This window comes from Pseudomonas sp. 05N433 (assembly GCF_056396925.1).
Genome location: NZ_JBFTML010000003.1, coordinates 98,543 through 123,950 on the forward strand (window position 1 = coordinate 98,543; position 25,408 = coordinate 123,950).

General features: G+C 61.9%; 20 protein-coding genes. 5 read left to right on the forward strand and 15 right to left on the reverse strand.

All coding sequences use genetic code 11. From position 1 onward, the window contains the following. Nucleotides 1–142: 142 nt before the first annotated feature. The 11 genes from AC1DIS_RS02080 to AC1DIS_RS02130 form a co-directional block, all read right to left on the reverse strand. Nucleotides 143–748 (reverse strand): glutathione S-transferase, encoded by a 606-nt coding sequence (locus tag AC1DIS_RS02080; protein ID WP_477742993.1) that lies wholly within the window; start codon nt 746–748, stop codon nt 143–145. Further along, nucleotides 745–4,386 carry an AAA family ATPase gene (locus AC1DIS_RS02085; protein ID WP_477742994.1) on the reverse strand — a complete coding sequence of 1,214 codons (3,642 nt, stop codon included), beginning with the start codon at nt 4,384–4,386 and terminating at the stop codon, nt 745–747. The genes AC1DIS_RS02080 and AC1DIS_RS02085 overlap by 4 nt, the downstream gene beginning before the upstream one ends. Beyond that, a complete protein-coding gene (locus AC1DIS_RS02090; RefSeq protein ID WP_477742995.1) occupies nt 4,383–5,627 on the reverse strand; it encodes an exonuclease SbcCD subunit D C-terminal domain-containing protein in 1,245 nt (414 codons plus the stop codon). Before AC1DIS_RS02090 ends, AC1DIS_RS02085 begins: the two co-directional genes overlap by 4 nt. Before the next feature lie 274 nt (nt 5,628–5,901). Continuing rightward, on the reverse strand, nt 5,902–7,542 hold the full coding sequence (locus AC1DIS_RS02095; RefSeq protein WP_477742996.1) for a BatD family protein: 1,641 nt from the start codon (nt 7,540–7,542) through the stop codon (nt 5,902–5,904). Then, complete coding sequence (locus AC1DIS_RS02100; RefSeq protein WP_477742997.1) at nt 7,539–9,275, reverse strand: vWA domain-containing protein; 1,737 nt, start codon at nt 9,273–9,275, stop codon at nt 7,539–7,541. Before AC1DIS_RS02100 ends, AC1DIS_RS02095 begins: the two co-directional genes overlap by 4 nt. After that, nucleotides 9,272–10,366, reverse strand: a complete 1,095-nt coding sequence (locus AC1DIS_RS02105) for a vWA domain-containing protein (RefSeq protein WP_064618194.1) — start codon at nt 10,364–10,366, stop codon at nt 9,272–9,274. Before AC1DIS_RS02105 ends, AC1DIS_RS02100 begins: the two co-directional genes overlap by 4 nt. Continuing rightward, the gene (locus AC1DIS_RS02110) at nt 10,359–10,853 is read right to left on the reverse strand and encodes a DUF4381 domain-containing protein (protein ID WP_019579298.1); all 495 of its coding nucleotides are present in this window, start codon (nt 10,851–10,853) and stop codon (nt 10,359–10,361) included. The genes AC1DIS_RS02105 and AC1DIS_RS02110 overlap by 8 nt, the downstream gene beginning before the upstream one ends. Then, entirely contained in the window at nt 10,850–11,794 is a 945-nt protein-coding gene (locus AC1DIS_RS02115) for a DUF58 domain-containing protein (protein ID WP_018926162.1), read from the reverse strand. The genes AC1DIS_RS02110 and AC1DIS_RS02115 overlap by 4 nt, the downstream gene beginning before the upstream one ends. 5 nt (nt 11,795–11,799) lie before the next feature. Then, nucleotides 11,800–12,759, reverse strand: a complete 960-nt coding sequence (locus AC1DIS_RS02120) for an AAA family ATPase (RefSeq protein WP_007941298.1) — start codon at nt 12,757–12,759, stop codon at nt 11,800–11,802. A 247-nt stretch (nt 12,760–13,006) separates the two neighbouring features. Further along, on the reverse strand, nt 13,007–13,360 hold the full coding sequence (locus AC1DIS_RS02125) for a hypothetical protein (RefSeq protein WP_018926161.1): 354 nt from the start codon (nt 13,358–13,360) through the stop codon (nt 13,007–13,009). Nucleotides 13,361–13,481: 121 nt separating this feature from the next. Then, the gene (locus AC1DIS_RS02130) at nt 13,482–13,901 is read right to left on the reverse strand and encodes a hypothetical protein (protein WP_140393602.1); all 420 of its coding nucleotides are present in this window, start codon (nt 13,899–13,901) and stop codon (nt 13,482–13,484) included. Here AC1DIS_RS02130 and AC1DIS_RS02135 point away from each other — a divergent pair. Then, nucleotides 13,876–18,783, forward strand: coding sequence for an NAD-glutamate dehydrogenase (locus AC1DIS_RS02135; protein WP_018926160.1), 4,908 nt, complete (start codon nt 13,876–13,878; stop codon nt 18,781–18,783). The two genes, AC1DIS_RS02130 and AC1DIS_RS02135, sit on opposite strands and share 26 nt — an antisense overlap. Before the next feature lie 101 nt (nt 18,784–18,884). Here AC1DIS_RS02135 and AC1DIS_RS02140 read toward each other — a convergent pair whose 3' ends face one another. The 3 genes from AC1DIS_RS02140 to pdxR all read right to left on the reverse strand — a co-directional run bounded on the left by AC1DIS_RS02140 (nt 18,885) and on the right by pdxR (nt 21,440). Further along, nucleotides 18,885–19,304, reverse strand: a complete 420-nt coding sequence (locus tag AC1DIS_RS02140) for a cupin domain-containing protein (protein WP_018926159.1) — start codon at nt 19,302–19,304, stop codon at nt 18,885–18,887. Between the two features lie 285 nt (nt 19,305–19,589). Continuing rightward, nucleotides 19,590–19,883, reverse strand: coding sequence for a putative quinol monooxygenase (locus AC1DIS_RS02145; RefSeq protein ID WP_018926158.1), 294 nt, complete (start codon nt 19,881–19,883; stop codon nt 19,590–19,592). Between the two features lie 123 nt (nt 19,884–20,006). Further along, nucleotides 20,007–21,440 carry a MocR-like pyridoxine biosynthesis transcription factor PdxR gene (pdxR, locus tag AC1DIS_RS02150; protein WP_018926157.1) on the reverse strand — a complete coding sequence of 478 codons (1,434 nt, stop codon included), beginning with the start codon at nt 21,438–21,440 and terminating at the stop codon, nt 20,007–20,009. 207 nt (nt 21,441–21,647) lie between these two features. On the opposite strand from pdxR, the gene AC1DIS_RS02155 reads away from it, so the two are divergent. From AC1DIS_RS02155 to AC1DIS_RS02165, 3 genes are all read left to right on the forward strand, one after another. After that, nucleotides 21,648–22,088 carry a carboxymuconolactone decarboxylase family protein gene (locus AC1DIS_RS02155; RefSeq protein ID WP_086946137.1) on the forward strand — a complete coding sequence of 147 codons (441 nt, stop codon included), beginning with the start codon at nt 21,648–21,650 and terminating at the stop codon, nt 22,086–22,088. Nucleotides 22,089–22,180: 92 nt separating this feature from the next. Further along, nucleotides 22,181–23,167, forward strand: coding sequence for a LysR substrate-binding domain-containing protein (locus tag AC1DIS_RS02160; RefSeq protein WP_436275417.1), 987 nt, complete (start codon nt 22,181–22,183; stop codon nt 23,165–23,167). 106 nt (nt 23,168–23,273) lie between these two features. Continuing rightward, on the forward strand, nt 23,274–23,792 hold the full coding sequence (locus AC1DIS_RS02165; protein WP_018926154.1) for a GNAT family N-acetyltransferase: 519 nt from the start codon (nt 23,274–23,276) through the stop codon (nt 23,790–23,792). A gap of 1 nt (nt 23,793) precedes the next feature. Here AC1DIS_RS02165 and AC1DIS_RS02170 read toward each other — a convergent pair whose 3' ends face one another. Further along, nucleotides 23,794–24,486 carry an aspartate/glutamate racemase family protein gene (locus AC1DIS_RS02170; protein ID WP_064618188.1) on the reverse strand — a complete coding sequence of 231 codons (693 nt, stop codon included), beginning with the start codon at nt 24,484–24,486 and terminating at the stop codon, nt 23,794–23,796. Between the two features lie 78 nt (nt 24,487–24,564). Here AC1DIS_RS02170 and AC1DIS_RS02175 point away from each other — a divergent pair, with 78 nt between their 5' ends. Further along, a complete protein-coding gene (locus AC1DIS_RS02175; protein ID WP_477742999.1) occupies nt 24,565–25,341 on the forward strand; it encodes a helix-turn-helix domain-containing protein in 777 nt (258 codons plus the stop codon). The last annotated feature ends 67 nt before the right edge of the window (nt 25,342–25,408 follow it).

Sequence of the window (25,408 nt, forward strand, 5' to 3'; positions counted from 1 at the left end):
CCACACCTGTAGCAGCTGCCGAAGGCTGCGTTCGGCTGCGAAGCAGTCGTAAAACCAGAGCTTGCGGTGCATCAGTCAGACCGCATCAGCCGAGTTTACGACTGCTACGCAGCCGAACGCAGCCTCGCACGCTCGGCAGCTGCTACAAAGGCTGCTTCTGCATCACACCGGTGAACAGATCCGATTCCAGAAAGCGCTGCAACCAGCCCTGCAATCGCACATAAGGTGTCTGCCCGAACCACTCGCGATCCACATGGGCGAATTGCCGCACGAACGGCATCAAGGCGACATCGGCCAGGCTCGGGTGCTCGCTCAGCAAGTAGGCGCGCCCCTCCAGCAACTGATCCAGCTTGCGCAAGAACACCTCGCCCTCGGCGCGATAAAACGTCATTGGTTGCTCGGGATAACGCTCGGCGTATTTGTAGCGATTGAGGTGCACCTTGAACACCTGATCGTTTTCTTCGATCAGCCCGGCGATGTATTGCTGCCCGACAGGGTCATCGTTGAGAAGCCAGTCCTGCGGATCGTTCTGCGCCAGCGCCCAGCGCATGATTTCCAGGCTTTCATCGATCACCCGGCCGTCCACGCTAAGCACCGGTACCGTGCCTTTGCTCGACAGCGCGAGCATTTCGGCCGGTTTGGCCTTGAGGCTGACCTCGACGATATTCACCGCAACCCCCGAATAACGCAGGGCGATGCGAGCGCGCATGGCGTAGGGGCAGCGGCGGAACGAATACAGCGTGATCATTTCACCTCCAGGGTACTCAGGCCGTTGCCCTGGCGGTGGACCTGGATCTGCACCGGAATCCGTTCATGCATTTCCTGTACGTGGGAAATCACCGCGACCTTGCGTCCCTGCGCTTGCAGGCCGTCGAGGGCGTCCATGGCCAGTTGCAGGGATTCGGGGTCGAGGCTGCCGAAGCCTTCGTCGATGAACAGCGATTCGATTTTCAGCGTGCTCGATGCCATCGATGCCAAACCGAGCGCCAGCGCCAGCGACACCAGGAACGTCTCGCCGCCGGACAGCGAATGCACCGAGCGCAGTTCATCGCCCATCTCGGTGTCCATCACCAATAACCCGAGCATGCTGCCGCCCCGTTTCAGGCGATAGCGCCGCACCAGTTGCCGCAACTGAACGTTGGCGTGATGCACCAGCAGGTCGAGGTTGTAGGCCTGGGCGATTTTGCGGAAGGTGTCGCCGGTGGCCGAACCGATCAGCGCACTCAAGCGCGCCCAGCGCTGGTACTCGGCGTAGGCGTCGGCGATCTGCTGCGCCAGCGCCTGATTGGCGTTTTGTCGACGCTGATCTTCGGTTTGTTCAGCACGCAATTCGGCGCAGCGATGCTCGCTGGCGGCGAACAGGTTTTGCAGCTCGGCCAGTGCAGTGGCCAGTTGTCCGGCGTCCAGGTTGCCGTTGTGCTGCGCCTGATGATCGCGCAAGCGCTGATCCCGCTCCTGCAACAGCACCTTGGCTTGCGCGATGTCTTGTTCGCTTTGCTGCAATCGTTGACGCAGCTCGCTGAGCTGTTGGTCGTTGACACCGAGCAGCGCTTCCAGCCCACCGTCGTCCAGTTCTGGATGCTGCGCGCGCCAGTCGGCGATCTTGCTGCTGAGCTCGCGGTCTTCGCTTTCCAGGGCTTGCGCACGTTCCTGTTGCGCCTTGAGTTCGGCGGCCAGTTGCACCAGGCCCGTGCGCACGCTTTGCAGTTCCTGATTGGCCGTCGCTTCGGCATTGCGTGCCTGCTCGACGGCCTGATCCAGTTGCTGTTGCCATTGTTCGGCGCTGGCGTGTTCGCCCAGCAGTTGCGTCAGTTTTTCCTGGCAAGCCTGTTTTTGCCCGGCCAGCGCGCTGAACTGCTGCTGCGCGACGTCCAGTTGCTGGGTGCGGGTCTGCTGGCGGTCTTGTTCTTTGTCCAGCGTCTGCTGGCGTTGTTGCTGTTCAGCGAGTTCATCGCGCTGCTGTTCGAGTTGTTGCAGGCGCTGGGCGATCTGCTGGTCGAGCTGCATGAAAGTCGCGGCGGGTTCATTGCGCAGCGCTTCCAGCGTCTGGGCTGGCAGCAGGCTGCTGAACGCGCTCAGTTCTTCGTCCAGGCGTTGGCGATCGCTGCTCAACTCCCGTTGCTGGTTGAGCAGGTGTTGTGTCGCCTGTTGGTTCGCCGCTTCGGCGCTGCGCAGTTGTTGCGCCAGTCGCGCGGCATCCTGTTGCAGGGTGAGCAGGGCGGTTTGCCGCTGTTCGTCCTGGGTGATGCTCTGGTTCAACTGGCTGCTTTGTTGGGTCAGCCAGGCATCGCGTTTGTCTGCGTCCTGGGCCAACAGTTGAGCAGACAGAGGGTGCGCTTCCAGGCTCGGTGCCAGGCTCTGTTGCTGAGTGGCGAGTTGTTCTTGCTGTTGCAGCAATTCCTTTTGCTGAGCAATCAGGCCACCGACTTCGGCGCGCAGATCGGTGAGTTTTTCCTTGAGCAGGTCAACGGCTTTCTGGGCGTTGGCCTGTTCGTTTTCATCGTGCCGACCGAGGCTTTGCAGCAAGGCTTCGGGCTGATGATAAGGATGGTCCGGGCTGCCACAAACCGGGCACGGCTGATCGTCCAGCAGTTGTGCACGCAGCTCTTCGACGCTGGCACTGCGTGCCAGGCGCTGACGTTCCAGCAGTTCGCGGGTGACGGTCAGGGTCTGTTCGGCAACGGTCAATTCGGCTTTGGTTTTCACGCCGTCCTGAGTCAGACGATCACGCTCTTGCTGAGCGGCGAGTTGGCGCTGCTGCAACTCGGCGCCGCGTTTGTCCAGTTCCTGCTGGTTGGCCCACAGCCGCGTCAGCTCTTCAATGGCCCGCAGTTGCTTGCGGTTGTCCTGTAGCAGGCTGCCGAGGATCTGAATCTGCTCGGCCACCGCTTCAGGTTCGGCGCCGGCCTCTTTGTACAGCAGCTCAAGGCTCTGGCGCTGGGATGCCAGATCCTCGGCGGCGCGGGTGGCGTTTTGCTCCAGGCCGGCCAGTTCGGACTGGCCCTTGTTCAGGCGATTGCCGATCAGCATCAGTTGTTGCAGACGATCGCGGTAGGCGTTCCAGGCGTCGCTCAGTGGCGCCAGATGAGTGCTCTGCTCAAGCTCACCGGCGATACGCTGCAACCGTTCTGCGACCTGTTTCTGCTGGTCAAGCAAGCCCTGAATCGTACTTTGGCCCTGAGTGCTGGCCAGTTCTGCCTGCTGCTTGAGGTCGGCACTGAGGCTGGCGTCCTTGACCAGGCGGGCGAGGGTGCTTTGCTCTTCGAAGGCCTGACGCAGCAGCGGCGCGCTGGTGCTGTGTTGGCTTTGTGCGGCGGCCAGTGCCGTTTGCGCCGCGCTCAGGCTGTGTTCGAGCTGAGCCTGACGCACGTTCAGTTCGGTTTGCTGTTGGGTATGCTGCTGAATCTGTGCCGCCAGCGGTGTGAGCTGGGTGGTCAATTCGGTCTTTCGCGCGAATTGGTGCCGTTGCGGGGCCAGTTGCTCCAGACGGGTCAGCTTCAAGCGCTCGCTGGCCAGGCTGTCCCAGTGTTGTTGGGCGGATTGCAGTTGCTCGGTGGCGCTCTGTTGCGCGTCCTGCAACTGGCGCAGGTCCTTGAGCCAGGTGTGTTGCAGCTCCAATTGCTTGAGCTGCGCCTGCTGGGTCTTGAGTTGCTGCTGCGCGTCATTGAAGCGCTCATCAAGCTCGGCCCGGGCTTCAGGCGACAGTGGCGTGACCCCGGTGGCCTGGTCCTGCAACAGCTTGTGGGCTTCGCGCGCTTCTTTGGTCTTGTCGAAGGCGCGGCGACCGAGGCGGGTGTAGAGCGCGGTGTCGGTGAGCTTTTCCAGCAGTTCGCTACGGTCGTTGTCGTCCGCTTTGAGGAACGCACTGAACTCGCTCTGGGCCAACAACACGGCGCGGGTGAATTGTTCGAAGTTCAGGCCCAGCGCCGTTTCGAGCTGGGTCTTGTATTCGCCTTTCTGGCTGGCCAGCAGTTGATCCTGATCGATGTCGCGCAGGCTCTGGCGACTGGCTTGCAGCTTGCCGCCGGCCTTTTCCCGAGCGCGATTGGCCTCCCAGCGCGCGCGATAGCGGCGACCGTCGATGCCGACGAAATCCACTTCGGCATAACCTTCGCCGGTGCCACGACGCAGCAGGGTCCGCGGGTCGCCGGTGCCGATTTCGCCATCAGCGTCCGGAACCTTGGCATCGCGGCCGGTATTGTTCAGCCGCGGCACGGCGCCAAACAGCGCCAGGCACAGCGCATCGAGCAGGGTGCTTTTGCCGGCGCCGGTCGGCCCGGTAATCGCAAACAGGCCGGCACTGGCCAAGGGTTCGGCGGTGAAGTCGATTTCAAATGGCCCGGCCAGGGAGGCGAGGTTTTTCAAGCGGATCGCGAGGATTTTCATGGCTGTTCGCTCTCCATCTGCACATCTTGCAGCAGCTCGGCGAAGTCCCTGAGCGTTTGCTCGTCGACCTCGCTGCCGTAGTTGTCCTGCCAGGCGCGGCTGAACAGTTCCTGCGGCGTCAGTTGGTCCAGTTCGATCAAGGTGGCGCCGTCCTCGACGCCGTCGCGGTTGCCGTTGCCGGCGTATTCGGCGGCAATCCGCACCAGCCGTACCGCTTTGCCTTGCAGGGCTGTTTCCACTTGATGGCGCAGGTCCGGTTGCGGTTCATCGAGGCGCACCCGCACTTCCAGCCACGGCTGGCGCTGGATGTCGGCGAGCAGGTCGATGTTGGGCAGGTCGGCCAGTTGCAGCAGGATCTCCGCCAGCGGCGCGGGGCCGAGGCGTTGCAGGTTCACTGGTCGGGGAATGAGCTTCGGTTCGACGCTGAGCAGGGTTTCGCCATCCAGTTTGATGTCGAGAATCTGATGCTGATAACCGATCTCGGAGAATGACAACGGAATCGGYGAGCCGCTGTAGCGGATGCGTTCTTCGCCGTTGACCTTCTGCGGCTTGTGCAAATGCCCGAGGGCGACATAGCTGATGCTCGGCCCGAACAGGCTGGCAGGCAGGGCTTCAGCGTTGCCGATGATCAGGCTGCGCTCGGAGTCCTCGGACACCGAACCGCCGGCCATGTGCGCATGGCTGATAGCGATCAGCGCCTGACCCGGCTTGCGCTTGGCGTTCGCCGCTTCAATCAGCCATTCGTGAACCTGGCCGATGCCGCGCAAATAGTTGTCACCCAGCTGCGCGCCGGTCACTTCGGCGGGGCGCAGGAACGGAAGCGCCAGGCACCAGGCAGCGATTGCGCCGCTGGCATCCGGCAACGGCAGCAACAGGCGTTCGGCATCCAGTTGGCCGTCATCCAGCCACAGCACGCGCCCCAGGGCGTGAGTGCGCAAGCGGCGCATCAACGGCGCGGGCAGTTCGATGCGCGAGCCGGAGTCGTGGTTGCCGGCGATCATCACGATGGTCAGCAAGGGCTGCTGCTCGTGGGCGCTGACGATGAAATCGTAGAGGCGTTCCTGGGCTTTGACCGGCGGGTTGACCGTGTCGAAGATATCGCCGGCAATCAGCAGCACATCAGGCTGGTCCAGCTTCAGCTGACGCAGCAGCCAGTCGAGAAAACAGGCGTGCTCGAAATCGCGTTCCTGGCCGTGCAGGTTCTGCCCAAGGTGCCAGTCGGAGGTGTGGAACAGACGCAAGGCGTACTCCGCAACAAAATAAGGTGATGGCCGCGGGGGAAATGATGGCGGCTAAAGAGGGGAGAGTTTACTGGCAAACACATGGGATGTGGTCAGGCACTGATTTTGAGGTGAGGGGATTGCCCGAATGTCAGTCTGTGAAACGAGCCGCTTTTCGTAGGAGCCAGGCTTGCCGGCGAARGCGCTCTTAAGGACGCCTTCGCCGGCAAGCCTGGCTCCTACGTGTACGATTTGCCCCTTGCGACAAAAAGCCCCTTCATCCCATTGGTCGGGACTATTTAGGATAAAGCGGCGGCAACCCGCTGTCGCCGACCACGCCTTGAAACCCTTCGGCCGTCGGGATCGCCCGGATGGCGCGCCAGAGTTCTTCACCTTGCCAATACTGCCCGGTCTCGCTGTAGAGCGCGCCGTTCAGGCCGTCGAGGGCATCGGACAGTGGCACGAAGCGGGCAGCCATGTCGGCCAGGGTTTCCGGTTGTTGCCGGGCCCAGGCGTCGAGGGCCTGGCGGGTGGCGTGGGTGTCGTTGGCCTGGCAGGCGCGTTTGAGGTCGTCGAGCAGCGTGCGTGGGCTCGGGCCGGTCTGCGCTGCCCGCAGGACTGCCGGTTGCGAGCGGGCGCGCCACCAGAGGCCGAAGCCTAGCAGGGTGGTGCAGGCCAGAATTGCCGTACTGAGTTTCCACCACCAAAGGGCTTCGTTGCTGGCGCCGGACATCACCAGCGGGCTGCTCGCCGGGGTGTCGACGATCAGGCTCGGATTGCTCGCCACTTGCAGCGTGCGGGCCGGCAGGCTGGTGTGTTCCAGATGATCCTCGAAGGTGTTCCACCAGATCACTTCAACGCTCGGCAAGTCGATGTCGCCGGTGCGGGTCGGCACCAGGGCTTCACGGTCCTCGCGACTGCCGACCAAGCCACGCTCTCCGCTCTGGTTGCTCAGCACCGGTTGATCCGGGTAGCGCCGCAGGCCGTTGATCTCGGTGGCGGGCAACGGTGGCAGTTGAGAGCTGGCGAGGCCTTCGGCGCTCAAGGTCAGGCTGCGGGTCAGCGAGTCGCCGACCTGCGCATGATCCGGTTCCGGGCTCCAGCTTTCACTCAGGCTCAGGCTGCGGGCCGGTAGCCAGGGAACATCGGCTGGATAACTGCCGGGCTTGGCCTTGACCGTCAGCGGAATCTCTGTGGAACTGACGCGCATCAATTTGCCCGGTTTTGGCCCCTGGGGCGATCCGTCCTGGGACGGTTGGGCATCGACCAGTGTGGCACTGAACACTTGCGCCGGAATGGTCAATACACCGCTGTGCTGTGGGTAGATCGCGTAGCGCATTTCGATCACGCCGTGGCGCAAACCGTTGATGGCTTTCTCGTAGGTGCGCGACTCGCCCAGTTGTTCGATGCGCGCATCGGGAATCTGCAACGGGGTCAGGCTGCTGTCGTCGTACAGCGACACCGAATGATAAATGCGCAAGGTCAGGATCGCCTGAGCCTGCACATAGACGCTGTTCTGGTCGAGGCTGGCTTCGATGAACACCGGCGCTAGCGTGTTGCTGCTGTCCTGGGTTTCGCTTTCGATCACCTGCACGGTAATCGGTTGGCTCTGCGCCTCGCCCAGTTGCAGTGACGGAATTACCACACTGCCGTTCTGCCGGGGCAGCAGGGTGATGATCCAGCGGGTGGTCGCTTGAGTGTTGCCGTTGAGGGTGTTCGGTTGGTTGACCTGACGGGTACCGCGCACCTCGAACTGCGGCTCCAGCGGAGTCAGGTCGGGTTTGCCGAACTGGGTCACGTCGCTGGATTCCAGAGTCAGTTCGACCGTCTCCCCGGAATTCAGGCGACTGCGATCGACACTGGCGACCAGCTCCGCGGCCTGGGCCTGAGCGGTGCAGAGAAGCAGTGCAAGCAAGAAGGCGGTGAAGCGGGTCATCGAGTTTTTCCCTGATCCTGATGTTGTTGCTGTTCGTACCAGAATTTGCGCCTGAGCAGTTCGCCGGGGTCATCCGGGATCTTGCGCAACCATTGCTCCAGCGCCTGTTGCTGTTCGCCTTCGAGCATGTCGCTGGCGGGGCGCCGTGGTGGCGTGGTGCTTTGTTCATCCCCCAATTCGCTGCCCGGAACTTCATTGGCGCCCGGTTGCGGTGGTGCCGTGGGCGGCTGCTCGGCGTCCGGCGTGGCCTGTTGGGCATCGGTTTTCGGCTCGCCATCACTCGGCTGGGTGGCGCTGCCCGGTGGCGGTTCCTGAGGCATGGTTTCGGTTTCGCCCTCGGCGGTTTTGTCCGGCTCGACGGGCGGTGTAGCGGTTTTCTGCTTGAGCAGCGTTTCCACCAGTGCCTTGTTGGTCAGCGCCGGGCGCAGGTCTGGCTGAAGCTCCAGCGCTTGCTCATAAGCATCCAGCGCCGCTTCCAGTTCGCCGCTTTTGGCCAGCGCGTTACCCCGATTGTAGTGGGCGTGGGCGTCGTTGCCTTGGGCAAACCGCTGGGCGGCGCCACTGTAGTCGCCAGCTTCATAGAGCGCCACACCTTGCCATTGCGGGTCTTCGAAATGCTGCGCGGCTTCGGCAGGGCGCTTTTGTTTGAGCAAGTGCAAACCCTGCTGATCGGGCCGCAGCCACAAGTCTTCGAAATCGAAGGCATAACTCGGTTGCGGCAGCAGGAACAGCAGCGGCAAGCAGAACAGCCAGCCGCGACGCCCGGCACAGGCGGCCAGCAACAACAATGGCAGCAGCAGCCAGTAGCCTTGATCGGCCCAGGTGTCGAGGCGCAACGTCTGGCCGTCGTTGCGCAGGTCCCGTGGGCCGTCGAGCAGGCCGAGGTCGCGCAGGTCGGCATCGTCCAGGCGTGCCTGGGCGTAACCTCCACCCAGGCCATTGGCAAAGGCTTTCAGGCTGGGGCCGTCCAGATGCGGCACCAGAATCGCGCCCTGATCGTCCTTGAGGAAACTGCCGTCGTCCTGCGCGACCGGCGCACCTTCGGCGGTACCGATGCCGAGCATCAGAAATTGTGTGGACTTGGCGTCCAGCGCCTGACGAATCCCTTGGCGTTCGTGTTCCGTCAGCGACGAACCGATCAGCAGGATCCGCCCCTGGCCAAGGGCTCCCTGATCCAGCAGCGTCAGGGCCTTGGCCACCGCCAGATCGGCGCGATGACCGGCCTGGGGCATCAGCGACGGCTTGAGCGCATCCAAAAGATTGCGGCTGGTCGACAGGTCATCCGACAGTGGCACCAGCGTATGGGCGCTGCCGGCGTAGACGACGATGGCGGTCTGCGCGTCGCTGCGGTTTTGCAGCAGATCCAGCAGTTTGCGCCGGGCCTGTTCCAGCCGGTTTGGCGCAACGTCTGCGGCAAGCATTTCCGGGGTCAACTCAAGCAGCACCACCAGCGGGTCAGCGGGTTTCTGGCCGGTTTGCTCAACGCGTTGCCAGCTCGGCCCCAGCAGGGCCAGCACGGTCAGCACCCAGGCCAGGCCCAGGGCGACCCACGGCAGTTTGCTCTCGCGACCGCTGCCACCACTGAGCAACGCGGCATGGAAGGCCGGTGGCAGAATCATTTGCCAGCGACCCGCGCGCTTCTGCCGGTGCCAGAGTTGCCAGAGCAACCAGCCCAGCAACGGCAGCAATAGCAGCCACCAAGGGCGGAACCAGTACGGCCAGAGAGCGATCATCGGCGCCTCCGCAGACGCAGGCGTTTGAGGCGCTGACGCCAGTCGGGCAGTTGCGTATGCAGAAACCGCTCTTTGGTAAACAGCTTCTTGGTGAATAGACGTTGCAACGGGTTATCCGGCCAGCGCTCACGGATCACCAGCAGCATGCTCAACAGCAGCGCCATCGCCAGAGGCCAGTGATACAACGCCTGGGCCGGACGGGCCTGCGTAGGTTGCTGGGCCACCGGTTCCAGTTTGTCGAGGGTGGTCTTGATCGCCTGCAATTCCTGGCCGTCGCGGGCGCGGAAATACTGGCCTCCGGTGGCTTGGGCAATGGCTTTCAAGGCCGGCTCGTCGAGGTCCAGGCTCGGGTTGATGCCCAGGAAGCCCAGGGTGCCGCTTTGTTCCGGGTCGGCGCCAATGCCGATCGGGTAGATTTTTACGCCTTCATTCGCCGCCAGACGTGCGGCGGTCAGCGGATCGATTTCGCCGCCATTGTTGGCGCCGTCGGTGACCAGAATCAGCACGCGGCTTTGTGCCGGGCGTTGGCGCAGGCGTTTGAGGGCCAGGCCGATGGCGTCGCCGATGGCGGTGTTCTTGCCGGCGATGCCGATCCGCGCTTCGTCGAGCCAGACACGCACGGTATGGCGGTCGAAGGTCAGCGGCGCTTGCAGATAGGCCTGGCTGCCGAACAGGATCAAACCGACCCGGTCGCCATCGCGACTTTCGAGAAAATCACCGAGCAAATGCTGCACCAGTGACAGTCGGCTGACGTCTTCGTCCTGCCACTGCATGTCGGGGAAGTCCATTGAGCCGGAGACGTCCACCGCCACCAGCAAATCGCGGCCACTGGCGGCAATCGGTAGCGGTTCGCCGAGCCATTGCGGGCGCGCTGCGGCGATCAGCAGCAACAGCCACATCAGAATGAACGGGGCTTGCTGGCGCCAGGTCGGCAGGTTGGCCCGGGCGCGGCGGCGAGCGAGGCCTTCGAGGTCGCTGAGGAAGCTGACCTTGAGCGCCGGTTCGCCACTGTCGGCCACCGGCAACAGCACCCGCATCAGCCACGGTAGCGGCAGCAGGGCGAAAATCCACGGCCAGGCGAACTCAAACATGTTTGCGAATCCAGGTGTCGACGGCTTGAGTCAGGCCGGCGATGGCCTTGTCGTCGAGTTTGCACTCGGGCTTGTAGGCACCTTCCACCAGCACCATCCAGCGTGTAAGGCCAGCAGCCGGGCAGCGGTTGTCGAGGAACGCCAGCCACTGGCGGCCGTTGAGGGTGTGGCTCTGACTGTAGGGGTAATGGTTGCGGCACAGGCGTTTGAGCAAACCGTTGAGTTGCTGCAGCCAGGCACCGGCCGGGGCGCCGTCGTAGGGTTTGGGCATCAGCGCGAGTTCGGCCAGGGCGGCGAGGCGCACCGGGTCCAGCGGTTGTTCAGCGCGCACGACAGGGCGCTTGTCCGGAATGAAGCGTCGCAACTGCCATACGCCGAAACCGATCAGCGGCAGCAACAACAGCAGCAGCCACCAGCCCGGTGCCGGCGGCCAGAAGCCGATCGGTGGCGGGGAAATCAGCGGTTGCAGTTGATCGAGGCTGCTCATCGACCTTTCCCCGGACGTTGTGGGTTCAGGTATTCACGCAATTGCTCGACCATTTCGCTTTGGGTGCTCAACGGCATCAGCAACACCCGCAGCTTCTGCGCCAGCAGCTCCCAGCGGTCAATGCGTGCTTCCGCTTGGGCGCGATAGGCCTGGCGCAGGTCGAAATTCAAGGTGTCGAGTTCCAGTTGCGCRCCGTGTTCGGCAAAACGAAGCAGGCCGGCGGCGGGCAGGGCGTGATCCAGCGGGTCGGACACCGGCAGCAGCAACAGGTCGCAATGGCGCGACAACAGGCTCAGTTGCTGCTCGGCACTGTCGGACAAGGCGCGTTCGTCGCAGATCACAATCACCAGGCTGCCGGGGCGCAGCACTTCCCGGGCGCGGCGCAGGGCAATGCCGAAGGCATCGCGGTCCGGTTCGCGCTCGGTGTGCAGCGATTGATTGACCCGCACCAGCCGGTTGAGCAGTTGCAGCAGGCTCTGCTTACTGCGTCGAGGCTTGATTTCGTAATGCTCGTTGTCGCCGAACACCAGCCCGCCGACCCGGTCGTTATGCCCCAGCGCGGCCCAGCCAATCAGGCTCGCGGCCTGGGCGGCCAGCACCGACTTGAACATCAACCCGGAGCCGAAAAACAGCCGGCGGCTCTGTTCGACCATGATGAATATCGGCCGCTCACGTTCCTCATGGAACAGCTTGGTGTGCGGTTCCTGGGTCCGGGCGGTGACGCGCCAGTCGATGCTGCGCACATCATCGCCGGCCTGATAGACCCGCACCTGATCGAAGTCCACCCCGCGCCCGCGCAGTTTGGAGTGGTGCAGGCCGATCAGCGGGCTGCGCTGGCTCGGCGTGGAAAACAGCTGCACTTCGCGCACACGATGGCGCATCTCGATCAGCTCGGCGAGGCTGATGCGGATGCCCGGCTCGGGCGGCAGAAGGGTGTTCATCGGGGTCAAGCGACGGCTACGACGTCGAGAATCCGCTGGACCACCCGGTCCTGGTCGATGCCAGCGGCTTCGGCTTCAAAGGAAAGAATGATGCGGTGACGCAACACATCGAACAGCACCGCCTGAATGTCTTCCGGGCTGACGAAGTCGCGACCGGCCAGCCAGGCATGCGCCCGGGCGCAACGGTCGAGGGCGATGGAGCCGCGTGGACTGGCGCCGTAGGCGATCCATTCGGCCATTTCCGGGTCGAACTTGGCCGGGATCCGGGTGGCCATGACCAGTTGCACCAGGTATTCCTCCACGGCGTCGGCCATGTACAAGCCGAGGATTTCCTTGCGCGCGGCGAAGATCGCCTGCTGGCTGACCCGGCGTTCAGGTTTGGTTTCGCCGTGCAGTGCTTCGCCACGGGCCTGTTGCAGAATCCGTCGTTCGACGGTGGCGTCGGGGAAGCCGATTTTCACGTGCATCAGGAACCGGTCGAGCTGGGCTTCGGGCAACGGGTAGGTGCCTTCCTGCTCGATGGGGTTTTGCGTGGCCATGACCAGAAACAGCGGCGACAGCTCGTAGGTGCTGCGCCCGACGCTGACCTGGCGTTCGCCCATGGCTTCGAGCAGGGCCGACTGGACCTTGGCCGGGGCACGGTTGATTTCGTCCGCCAGCACCAGGTTATGGAAGATCGGGCCTTGCTGGAACACGAAGCTGCCGGTTTCCGGGCGATAGATTTCCGTGCCGGTGATGTCGGCCGGCAGCAGGTCGGGGGTGAACTGGATGCGATGGAACTGTGCTTCGATGCCTTCGGCGAGTTCTTTGATGGCCTTGGTCTTGGCCAGCCCCGGGGCGCCCTCGACCAGCATGTGACCGTCGGCGAGCAAGGCGATGAGCAAGCGCTCGATGAGTTTTTCCTGGCCGAGAATCTGCGTTGAAAGAAAGGTTCGCAGCGCGAGCAGCGCTTCACGATGTTCCATCGATGACTGTTCCTGGAAAGGGTGACCGAAGACGTTCGAATAACGCCAGGGCTGGGGGCGTTACTTTAATCCATCGCGGGGGGCGCCGACTAACGGCATTTTGTAGAATTGTGCGGATTAACGCTCGTTCCCACGCTCTGCGTGGGAATGCATCACCGGACGCTCTGCGTCCCGCTTTAAAATCGTGACGCAGAGCGTCACAGGCTGCATCCCCACGCAGAGCGTGGGAACGATCACTAAACCGCCATCAGATTTCGCTGATGTAAGTACCAATCCCATTGAGGATGTTCTGCAAGGTTTCTTCCACCTCAGCCAGATCGCTGGCATCGGTACTGTGCAGGATTTCCAGCGAATCATTGCCACCCAGCGCATCGGCGTCCACGGCGGCGATTTCGATCAGCAGACGGTCAGGGCTGAGGGTGACTTTCACGCCATCCAGGGCCGAAGGCTTGTCGTGGAAGATGATCTCCAGCTCGTCCTCGTCCGGAAAGCGGCTCATCAGGAACATTTCGCCCTCGGCACTGGTGCAGCAGAGCATGGCCAGATTGTCTTCCTCGTCATCGCACGGATTGACGATCAAGAGGTCGGTTGTCATTTGCATGGGAAAAATCCTGGCTCGGCGAGCGTTGTGAACACAACAAACGGCAATTCTGCCAGCCCTGGGGAATTTCTGCTTGGCTGAGTGTCAGAGGATGTGTTGTGACCATCCGATGCGTCTCGAGTCATTTCTGGTACGAAGGTGCCGTAAATCCGGGCATAAAACGCCCGTTTTCCTGCACGGCTGCTAGTGTTGTTCGAGGCGCATGCCACGAGTTACGTGCCGATGACCGAATATGTCGCAGCGCTGCAAGCACGGCCCTTGCCGCACTGGTTAAGCTGCGCAACGGATGAGCACCCGTAAAGGCATTGACGATGGCTGCGATGGTAGCCCCGCCAGTCGTTTTTGCAGATGCCCATTCAATGGAAGGTGAATGTGACCTGAGTGTCTCGTCCAGCTTCACCCAACTGTCGTCCTGTTTCCTCTGCCCGAGAATCAGGAACAGGGTGACGGATTGCCCCGAAAGGGGTTTGCACGCGACGCTTCCATCAATAACAAGCCCAAGCGGAGTACCACAGATGGCGTTCTTCACCGCAGCCAGCAAAGCCGACTTCCAGCACCAACTGCAAGCGGCACTGGCGCAGCACATCAGTGAACAGGCACTGCCACAAGTGGCGCTGTTCGCCGAACAATTTTTCGGCATCATTTCCCTCGACGAGCTGACCCAACGTCGGTTGTCCGACCTCGCCGGTTGCACCCTTTCTGCATGGCGCCTGCTTGAGCGCTTCGATCACGCTCAATCGCAAGTGCGTGTCTACAACCCCGATTACGAACGCCACGGCTGGCAGTCGACCCACACCGCGGTCGAAGTGCTGCACCACGATCTGCCATTCCTGGTGGATTCGGTGCGTACTGAGCTGAACCGTCGCGGCTACAGCATTCATACCCTGCAAACCACTGTGCTGAGCGTGCGTCGCGGCAGCAAGGGTGAGCTGTTGGAAATCCTGCCGAAAGGCACCCAGGGTGAAGGCATTCTGCAAGAATCGCTGATGTACCTGGAAATCGACCGTTGCGCCAACACGGCCGAATTGAATGTCCTGACCAAAGAGCTGGAGCAGGTTCTCGGTGAAGTCCGCGTTGCGGTCGCCGATTTCGAACCGATGAAAGCCAAGGTCCAGGAGCTGATCGAAGGCATCGACAATAGCCAGTTCGCCATCGACGCCGAAGAAAAATCCGAAATCAAGAGCTTCCTGGAATGGCTGGTGGGCAACCACTTCACCTTCCTGGGCTACGAAGAGTTCGTGGTGGGCGAGGATCAGAACGGCGGTCACATCGACTATGACCAGAGCTCGTTCCTCGGCCTGACCAAGCTGCTGCGCGCCGGCCTGACCGTCGATGACCTGCGCATCGAAGACTACGCCGTCAACTACCTGCGTGAACCGACGCCGCTGTCGTTCGCCAAGGCGGCACACCCAAGCCGTGTCCACCGTCCGGCCTACCCGGACTACGTGTCGATCCGCCAGATCGATGCCAACGGCAAGGTCATCAAGGAATGCCGCTTCATGGGCCTGTACACCTCGTCGGTGTATGGCGAAAGCGTGCGGGTCATTCCTTACATCCGTCGCAAGGTCGAGATCATCGAGCAGCGCTCGGGCTTCCAGGCCAAGGCTCACTTGGGCAAGGAACTGGCCCAGGTACTTGAAGTGTTGCCTCGCGATGACCTGTTCCAGACGCCGGTGGACGAGTTGTTCGCCACCGTGATGTCGATCGTGCAGATCCAGGAACGCAACAAGATCCGTGTATTCCTGCGCAAAGACCCGTACGGTCGTTTCTGCTACTGCCTGGCCTATGTGCCGCGTGACATCTACTCCACCGAAGTGCGCCAGAAGATCCAGCAAGTGCTGATGGATCGTCTGAAAGCCTCTGACTGCGAGTTCTGGACCTTCTTCTCCGAATCCGTGCTGGCCCGTGTGCAGCTGATTCTGCGGGTCGACCCGAAGAACCGTCTGGACATCGACCCGGTTCTGCTGGAAAAAGAAGTGGTGCAGGCCTGCCGCAGCTGGCAGGACGACTACGCCAGCCTGGTGGTCGAGAGCTTCGGCGAAGCCCAGGGCACCAACGTGCTGGCCGACTTCCCGAAAGGCTTCCCGGCCGGTTACCGCGAGCGCTTCGCCGCCCACTCGGCTGTGGTCGACATGCAGCACCTGCTGAGCCTGAGCGAAAAGAATCCGCTGGTGATGAGCTTCTATCAGCCGCTGGGTCAGGTATCGGGCCAACGTGAGCTGCACTGCAAGCTGTATCACGCCGACACGCCGCTGGCGTTGTCCGATGTGTTGCCGATCCTGGAAAACCTCGGCCTGCGTGTACTGGGTGAATTCCCGTATCGCCTGCGCCACAACAGCGGTCGCGAGTTCTGGATCCACGACTTTGCGTTCACGGCTGCCGAAGGCCTGGAACTCGACATCCAGCAACTCAACGACACCTTGCAGGACGCTTTCGTCCACATCGTGCGTGGCGATGCCGAGAACGATGCGTTCAACCGTCTGGTACTGACCGCCGGCCTGCCATGGCGCGACGTGGCGCTGCTGCGCGCCTATGCCCGTTACATGAAGCAGATCCGTCTGGGCTTCGACCTGGGTTACATCGCCAGCACCCTGAACAACCACACCGACATCGCTCGCGAGTTGACCCGGTTGTTCAAAACCCGTTTCTACCTGGCGCGCAAGCTGGCCAGTGACGACCTGGAAGACAAGCAACAACGCCTGGAACACGCGATTCTGAGCGCACTGGACGATGTTCAGGTGCTCAACGAAGACCGCATCCTGCGTCGTTACCTGGACCTGATCAAGGCGACCCTGCGGACCAACTTCTACCAGACCGATGCTCACGGTCAGAACAAGTCCTACTTCAGCTTCAAGTTCAACCCGCACCAGATTCCAGAGCTGCCGAAGCCGGTTCCGAAGTTCGAAATCTTCGTTTACTCGCCGCGCGTCGAAGGCGTGCACCTGCGCTTCGGCAACGTGGCTCGCGGCGGTCTGCGCTGGTCCGACCGTGAAGAAGACTTCCGCACCGAAGTCCTGGGCCTGGTAAAAGCCCAGCAAGTGAAGAACTCGGTCATCGTGCCGGTGGGTGCGAAGGGTGGCTTCCTGCCGCGTCGCCTGCCACTGGGCGGCAGCCGTGACGAGATCGCGGCCGAGGGCATCGCCTGCTACCGCATCTTCATCTCGGGCCTGTTGGACATCACCGACAACCTGAAAGACGGTGCGCTGGTACCACCGGCCAATGTCGTGCGCCATGACGACGATGACCCGTACCTGGTGGTGGCGGCGGACAAGGGCACTGCGACCTTCTCCGACATCGCCAACGGTATCGCCATCGACTACGGCTTCTGGCTCGGCGACGCGTTCGCATCTGGCGGTTCCGCCGGTTACGACCACAAGAAAATGGGTATCACCGCCAAGGGCGCGTGGGTCGGCGTACAACGCCACTTCCGCGAACGCGGTATCAACGTCCAGGAAGACAGCATCACCGTGGTAGGCGTCGGCGACATGGCCGGTGACGTGTTCGGTAACGGCTTGCTGATGTCCGACAAGCTGCAACTGGTCGCAGCCTTCAACCACCTGCACATCTTCATCGACCCGAACCCGGAGCCTGCCAGCAGCTTCGCCGAGCGTCAGCGCCTGTTCGACCTGCCGCGTTCGGCCTGGTCGGATTACGACACCAGCATCATGTCCGAAGGCGGCGGTATCTTCTCCCGTAGCGCGAAGAGCATTGCCATCTCCGAGCAGATGAAAGAGCGCTTCGACATTCAGGCCGACAAGCTGACCCCGACCGAACTGCTCAATGCCTTGCTCAAGGCACCGGTAGACCTGTTGTGGAATGGCGGTATCGGCACGTACGTCAAAGCCAGCAGCGAAAGCCACGCCGATGTCGGCGACAAGGCCAACGATGCACTGCGCGTGAACGGTAACGAACTGCGCTGCAAGGTTGTGGGCGAGGGCGGTAACCTGGGCATGACCCAACTGGGTCGCGTCGAGTTCGGCCTCAATGGCGGCGGTTCCAACACCGACTTCATTGACAACGCCGGTGGCGTGGACTGCTCCGACCACGAAGTGAACATCAAGATCCTGCTGAACGAAGTGGTTCAGGCCGGCGACATGACCGACAAGCAACGTAACCAGTTGCTGGCGAGCATGACCGACGAAGTCGGTGGCCTGGTGTTGGGCAACAACTACAAGCAGACCCAGGCACTGTCCCTGGCGGCCCGTCGTGCCTTGCCGCGGATCGCTGAATACAAGCGCCTGATGAACGATCTGGAAGCCCGTGGCAAGCTGGATCGCGCCATCGAGTTCCTGCCGTCGGAAGACGCGATCAACGAGCGCGTCGCGGCAGGCCATGGCCTGACCCGTGCCGAGCTGTCGGTGCTGATCTCCTACAGCAAGATCGACCTCAAGGAGCAGTTGCTGGGCTCCCTGGTGCCGGACGACGACTACCTGACCCGCGACATGGAAACCGCTTTCCCGCCGACGCTGGTCAGCAAGTTCTCTGCCGCCATGCGCCGTCACCGCCTGAAGCGCGAAATCGTCAGCACCCAGATCGCCAACGATCTGGTCAACCACATGGGCATCACCTTCGTTCAACGGCTCAAAGAGTCGACCGGCATGAGCCCGGCGAACGTGGCCGGTGCGTATGTGATCGTGCGTGACATTTTCCACCTCCCGCACTGGTTCCGTCAGATCGAAGCCCTGGATTATCAGGTCTCGGCCGACGTACAACTGGAGCTGATGGACGAGCTGATGCGTCTGGGCCGTCGCGCTACGCGCTGGTTCCTGCGTGCCCGCCGCAACGAGCAGAACGCCGCCCGTGACGTCGCGCATTTCGGTCCGCACCTGAAGGAGTTGGGCCTCAAGCTTGACGAACTGCTCAGTGGCGAGATTCGCGACACCTGGCAGGCTCGCTATCAGGCGTACGTCGAAGCCGGTGTGCCGGAGTTGTTGGCACGCATGGTGGCTGGCACCACGCACCTGTACACCCTGCTGCCGATCATCGAAGCCTCCGACGTGACCGGCCAGGATCCAGCAGATGTGGCCAAGGCCTACTTCGCCGTGGGCAGTGCGCTGGACATCACCTGGTACCTGCAACAGATCAGCGCCCTGCCGGTTGAAAACAACTGGCAAGCCCTGGCCCGTGAAGCGTTCCGCGATGACGTCGACTGGCAACAACGTGCGATCACCATCTCGGTCCTGCAACAGGGCGACGGCACCCAGGACGTGGAAACACGCCTGGAGCTGTGGATGGAGCAGAACGAAGGCATGATCGAACGCTGGCGCGCCATGCTGGTGGAAATCCGTGCCGCCAGTGGCACTGATTACGCCATGTACGCGGTGGCCAACCGTGAATTGCTGGATGTCGCGTTGAGCGGTCAAACGGTAGTACCTGCCGTTATCACCGCTACTGCGGGTGCCGAGCTGGAACCGGCTGCCTGATTGAGCGTTGAATGAAAAAGCCCCGTCTCGAGAGAGACGGGGCTTTTTTTTGCCTGACGGTTTTTTTGGGGGGGGCTGGTCGGGCCTCTTCGCCTCAGCGATCAGTTCTGCAAAGGAATCAACACTTTCTCATCCGGGGCCAACACCATGAACACCAACAGCTTGGCGGGTTGGGTGGCGCTGGCATTTTTCGAGACCAGATGTTCCGAACCGGCCGGCTCATACCAGAATTCGCCAGCCTTGTAGGTAATCGCTTTTTCGCCTTTGACTTGAGAAGTGATCTCCCCCGAAAGCACATAGGCCATGGCCGTACCCTGGTGTTTATGGGCAATGGAAGATTGGCCCGGCTGGTAATCGACTTCGATCATCAAGGCTTTTTTGCCAGGTGCGTTTTTTAGCATCTGGTCCTGCAGAATGGTGACGTTTTCCGAAGGGGCGGCGGTTTTGTCGGCGAATGCCGAGGCTGAAACGCTCAGGGCCAGGGCGGTGAGAGAGGCGGCAAAAAAACGAAGTGCATTCATGGTTGATTACCTGTGGTGGTGAGTCGTCAGGGACCACGGTAAGCCGCGCCGTCGGGCAATCAAACGGCCAATTTTCCGGAAGGTGAGGGGACCAATCACTGATGTTACGTTCCCTGTAGCAGCTGTCGAGCCTGCGAGGCTGCGTTCGGCTGCGAAGCAGTCGTCAAATCAGAACTCGCGGTGCGTCAGACAGATCGCGTCAGCTGGACTCACGACTGCTTCGCAGCCGAACGCAGCCTCGCAGGCTCGACAGCTGCTACGGGGCTGCGATCTTTTGATCTTGTTTTAGACGATAGGAAAGCTGTTGAAGTCGACGGCATTGGCCAGTCGGCTGTCGATCAGGCCGATAAAGCCTTGCACTTCGGGGCGATTGAAATGCGCTTGCATGGCCGCTTCCGATTGCCAGCGGGCGCTGACCGTCCAGCGGGTGTCGTCTTCGGGGCAGCGGTCGACCATATAGCCGTCACAGCCCGGAAGTTCGCGCAGGGTGTCGACAATCTTTTGCAGTTGTTTGCCCAGTTCGTCCGAGCGACCGGCGGCAGCTCGTATCTTTACAGTGTTGAACACTTGGTTGGACATTACTCACACTCCTGAATCAGGCCGGACGAATCCTGCTCATTGAGGGATAACGCCCATGCAGGATAGGCCTGCCCCCTTGGGCCGCCAATAGCCAATCACCGGATAAAACCGCAGACCAATCCCTCAACCAACCTGCTGCAAAATGTCCCGCAAACGGTCCAGGGCGATGTCGATGTCCAGGGTTTCGATCGCCCCGAATCCCAGGAAAAGCCCGGCCCGTGGCGTTTGCTGGTAAAAAAAGTCGTCCAGGGTATAGAGCCCCACTTCGACTTTTTTCGCGAGCTCGATCACCAATGGAATATCGACCGGCACCTTGCACAGTACCGCCATGTGAAACCCGGCCGTGGTCGGCACCGCTTCGAACCATGGCGAAAGGTCGCCCGCCATCCGCGCCAGGATCCGTTCGCGGCGCCCGGCGTAAATCGTGTGGCAACGCCGGATGTGCTTGAGCAAACAGCCTTCGGCGATGAACTTGGCCAGCGCCCATTGGGGCAGGGTGGAGGTGTGCCGGTCGGTGAGTTGCTTGGCGCTGATCACCGCTTCGAGAATCGCTGGCGGCAAAATCGCATACCCCAGCCGCAACTCCGGCAACAGGGTCTTCGAGAAGGTGCCAACGTAGGCGACGATGCCGCGTTCATCCAGGCTTTGCAGCGAGTCGGTGGGCCGTCCTTCATAGCGGAACTCGCTGTCGTAATCGTCCTCGATGATGATCGCCCCCAGTTCGTGGGCCCGCTCCAGCAGCGCCAGCCGACGCTCGTGGCTCATGGGCATGCCCAAGGGGAACTGGTGCGAGGGGGTGACATAAATCAGCCGCGTGCCGTCGGGAATGTGCTCGACCTGGATGCCTTGCGCATCGACCGGCACGCCGACCACCGTTGCGCCATGAGTCCCGAACAACAGGCGCGCAGGAGGGTAACCGGGGTCCTCCATGGCCACGAGGCTGCCCGGTTGGGTCAACACCCGGGAAATCAGGTCCAGCGCTTGCTGCGCGCCATTGCACACCACAACGTCTTCGTCCCGACAATTGACCCCGCGGGAAAATGCGATGTGCTGTGCGATTGCATTGCGCAGCGCCGGCAGGCCTTCGGGCTGGCTGTAGAAACCCTTGGAGCCGGCGATCTGGCGCAAGGCATGGGAGGTACAACGGCGCCAGTCGTCCTGCGGAAATTGGCCCTTGCTGGTTGCACCACCGATAAAGTCGTAGCGCAGCGAGCCTTCCAGCGTCGGGTGGCGCAAGAACGTCGGCAACTTGCGCCAGCTCTCGATGACATCGAAGCTGGCCAATTCCGAATGGCTCTGTTTACGGACGACTTTTGCCGCCCGGGCATTGACGTAGGTGCCTTTGCCGATCACCCCGGTGAGGAAGTTTTCGTAGGTCAGTTGCGCATACGTGTCGGAAATGGTCTTGCGCGAAATCCCCAGTTGTTCGGCCAGCAAACGGCTGGGCGGCAGCTGCGTGCCGGCTGCCAGGCGCCCGGATTCAATGGCGCTGCGCAGTTGCCGGTACAGCTGGCCTGCCAGATCCTTGCGGCCGTTGATGACAACGTGAAGTTCCATACCGGCGGGGCTCCTGGGCGATTGTGAGGCGACTGTGCGTCGCGCCAGATTACCTGCATGAGTGACTGCACAGAAGTTGTGTGGGTGAAAAACCGGCGATTGGTCTTCTGTCGGGCGGTCCATGGCTTTTTCGCTGAATTGGCTCTGTAACGCTCGTGCATCAGCGCCTAACGTGGAGATACCGATTCGCGCCACGAGGCCGCCGCCATGACCGTTCGCCTGGATTACTACAGCGCATCGCCCAAGGCGATGAAAGCCATGATCGCCATGGAGGCCTTGACCCGTGATCTGAGCATCGAACCGGCGTTGCTGAACCTGATCAAGATCCGCGCCTCGCAGCTCAATGGCTGCGCCTTCTGCACTGACATGCACTCGGTGGACGCACGTCGTATCGGCGAGACCGATCGGCGGCTGTATGCAATCGTGGTCTGGCGCGACAGCGGCTTTTTCAGCCCTCGGGAGCGGGCGGCCCTGGCCTGGACCGAAGCGGTGACCCTGCTCGCGCAAAGCCATGTGCCGGACGATGTTTATGCACTGGCCCGGGAGCAGTTCGGTGAAGGGGAATTGGTCGACCTGACGATGGCCATCAGCGCCATCAACAGCTGGAATCGCCTGGCGGTGAGTTTTCGGCAACCCCCCGGCGGTTGATTATTGGTTTGGTTTTTGCCCGCTTGTCACATCAGGTTCATGAACGATCAGCAGGATGAAACGCTCAAGGACAGATCGACAGGGAGTCATCAATGTCATTCATGGAATCCGCCGGGCGTCAGGGCGTGGCCGAGTACCATTCGCCCGTAGAACACAGTAACGCCTTACACTCACGGATAGCCGGAATCGATCCGGTGTTGCTGCAGTCTTTCAGGGTCAGCGCCCGCTGTGGCTGTTTCATGCAGGCGGCCCGCAGTCTCAATATCAAGTCGACCCAGTTGCGTAAACAATTGGCGCAACTTGAAACACAACTGCAGCGCTCGTTGTTCTGCCATTCGGGCAATGGCTTTGCCCTCAGTCGTGACGGGTTGCAGCTTCAGGCGCAGTTGATGGCCTTGGCCCGTGAACGCGACTTGCCGGTGATCGAACAGCCCTTGATTCGCCTGGCCGTGGCCGAGTCGATCCTGCACGACATCCTCGGTCGCGACCTGGTCTCGCTGCTGCGGCGCAACGCCAGTGTGCGCCTGGACATCATTTCCCTCGACAGCGAACTGTCCCTGCGGGCGATCAGCGCCGATGTGGTGGTGTGGCTGACGGGCACTGATTCGCCGCTACCAGGCCCCAGTTTCGCCATCAGCGAGCCCCAGCGTCTGGCACGGCTGGACTATCTGCCGCACATTGCCAAACGTTACTCGCGGGTCGCGGCCCGCCCGGACAGCCTGGGTGACCTGGCCGACTTCATGCTGGTGCAATGGCAGCACGACCGCCAGGTCGAGACCTTTGGGCCGTGGAACCGTCTGGTGGAGCAGCGCCTGGCGGGGGTGGTGCAGTTGCATTCCTATGAGTTGATGCTGGAGATGATCCGTTGCAGCGCCTGCATCGGTTTGCTGCCGCACTACATGAGCCGATTCGATCGAGGGCTGCTGGCGTTGTCCGGGCTGTTCAACCAACCGATGCAGCGCCAGGTGTGGATGGCGGTCAATGCCGACTCCCGAAATGAGGCCGAGGTGCAGGGAGTTGTCGAGCTGATCCGCAATACCTTCAACGAGCGGCGGGAGTGGTTCGAGCAGCTTGACTGAGCTTCTGGCAAGAACACCTTTGTTGCGAGGGGGCAAGCCCCCTCGCCACATGGGTTTGCGCCGTTATAGAGTAAGCGGCCATGTACGCATCAAGGACGAAACATTCATGCCCGCCGACTCYGTCATTACCCTCGAACGCTTCAACGAATCCCACATCGAGGGCGTCACCGCCCTCTACAACGACCCGGCTGTGGCCCGTCAGGTGCTGCAGATGCCGTTTCAGTCCACCGAGGTCTGGCGCCAACGCCTGATGGCCGACAACGAACGGGCGGTGAAACTGGTGGCGCTGCACCAGGGAACGGTCATCGGCAACATCGGTCTGGAACAGTTTTCGCGAGTTCGCCGCAGCCACGCCGGCAGCTTCGGCATGGGTGTCGCCGTGGCTTGGCAAGGCAAGGGTGTCGGTTCGAAGCTGCTGGCGGCGGCGCTCGATGTCGCCGACAACTGGATGAACCTGCAACGGGTCGAACTCTCGGTGTACGCCGACAACGAAGCGGCCATCGGCCTGTACCGAAAATTCGGCTTCGAGACCGAAGGCCTGTTCCGCGACTATGCCGTGCGTGACGGTCGCTTGGTCGATACCCTGAGCATGGCGCGCTTGCGTCGCACGCCCAAGGAAGGTTGAGTCAGTCGCCCAAGGCAAACGCCACCGCCGCCTGCGCATGCAGTTCGGTGGTGTCGAACAAGGGCAGGGCGCTGTGCTCGGGTTTGATTAGCAGGCCGATCTCGGTGCAGCCGAGGATGATCGCCTGGGCGCCGCGTTCGGTCAGCGCTTCGATCACCCGTTGATAGACCTGGCGCGACGCCTCGCTGATGACCCCGACGCACAACTCGTCATAGATGATCCGATGCACCGCCTGTCGCTCTTCAGCCTCCGGCACCAGCACCGTCAGGCCCTTGGCCGTCAGACGTGCCTTGAGAAAGTCCTGCTCCATGGTGAATGCAGTACCGAGCAGGCCTACCCGCAGCGCACCGGCGTCCAGCGCCGCCTGAGCGGCCGGGTCGGCAATGTGCAGGAACGGAATATCAATCGCAGACTGAATCTGCCCGGCCACCTTGTGCATGGTGTTGGTACACAGCACCACGCAGTCGGCGCCGCCAGCCTCCAGGCGTTGCGCGGCATCCACCAGAATCGCCGCCGCATCGTCCCAGCGCCCGGCATGTTGGGCCTGTTCGACAGGGCCGAAGTCGACGCTGTACATTAGCAATTTCGCCGAACGCAACGGCCCGAGGCGGTCGCGTACCTGCTGGTTGATAAGACGGTAATACTCGGCGCTGGACTCCCAGCTCATGCCGCCGATAAGGCCGATGGTGCGCATGTCATGCTCCTGTGAATGGCAAACCCTTGCGAGAGAGTGTCCAGTGGATCCTTGTTCCGATCTATCAGGAAATTTCACATGCCCGGTGTGCTGAGCGAGAACCTGTTGGGCGGCAGACTCTGCCTGCAACTCTTGCCCCGTGCGCCGTACAGCGCGCGGGATCCGGCGCAGTCACAAACCCTCGGAGTGACGCTGGAACGTCAGCAGGGCGTGCATGCGATCGATTCTGACCGGCGGACGGATTTCGATACCTGGCCGGGCGTATTGGCGTACACGCCGGTCGGCGTGGAGGTGTTTTCCGAATCGGCCAGCGGTGGCGAGTATCTGCTGATGCGGCTGGACGAACAGTTCGCCAGCGAACAATTACCCAGTGTCGCCCACCGTGTGCAGTCTTGCGGCAATCGACGTGCGCTGACCATCGCACGTGAGATTCGTCGTCAGTTGCTCGCCACGCAGCCCGACCCGCTGGCGCTTGAGCAATGTGCCGCGGCGCTGGTTGGCGTCGCGGGTTCGATAACCGATACAACGCAGCGTGCCACGCCCAAGGCCTTTGCCCGAGTCATGGAACAGATCGTCGAGCAGTTCCAGCACCCCCTGACGCTGGAACAATTGGCTGTCACCTATGGGCACAACGAACTGCGCTTTCTGCGCGATTTCACCCAGGCTATTGGCCTGACGCCTCACGCCTACCTCATTGAAGTGCGGCTTCAGGCCGCACGCAGGCTGATCGAGCGCACGGCTCTGCCCTTGGCCAGCATCGCTCTGGATGTCGGCTTCGCCCATCAGTCCCACATGGGCAGTGCCTTTCGCAAATACCTGGCCATGACCCCCAGCCAGTACCGCTCGCGCTTTTAGTCGTACGCCGGCAGCGCGCATCTGCCATGCTCAAAGTCCGCAGCACCGCTTCAACCAAAGGAACACC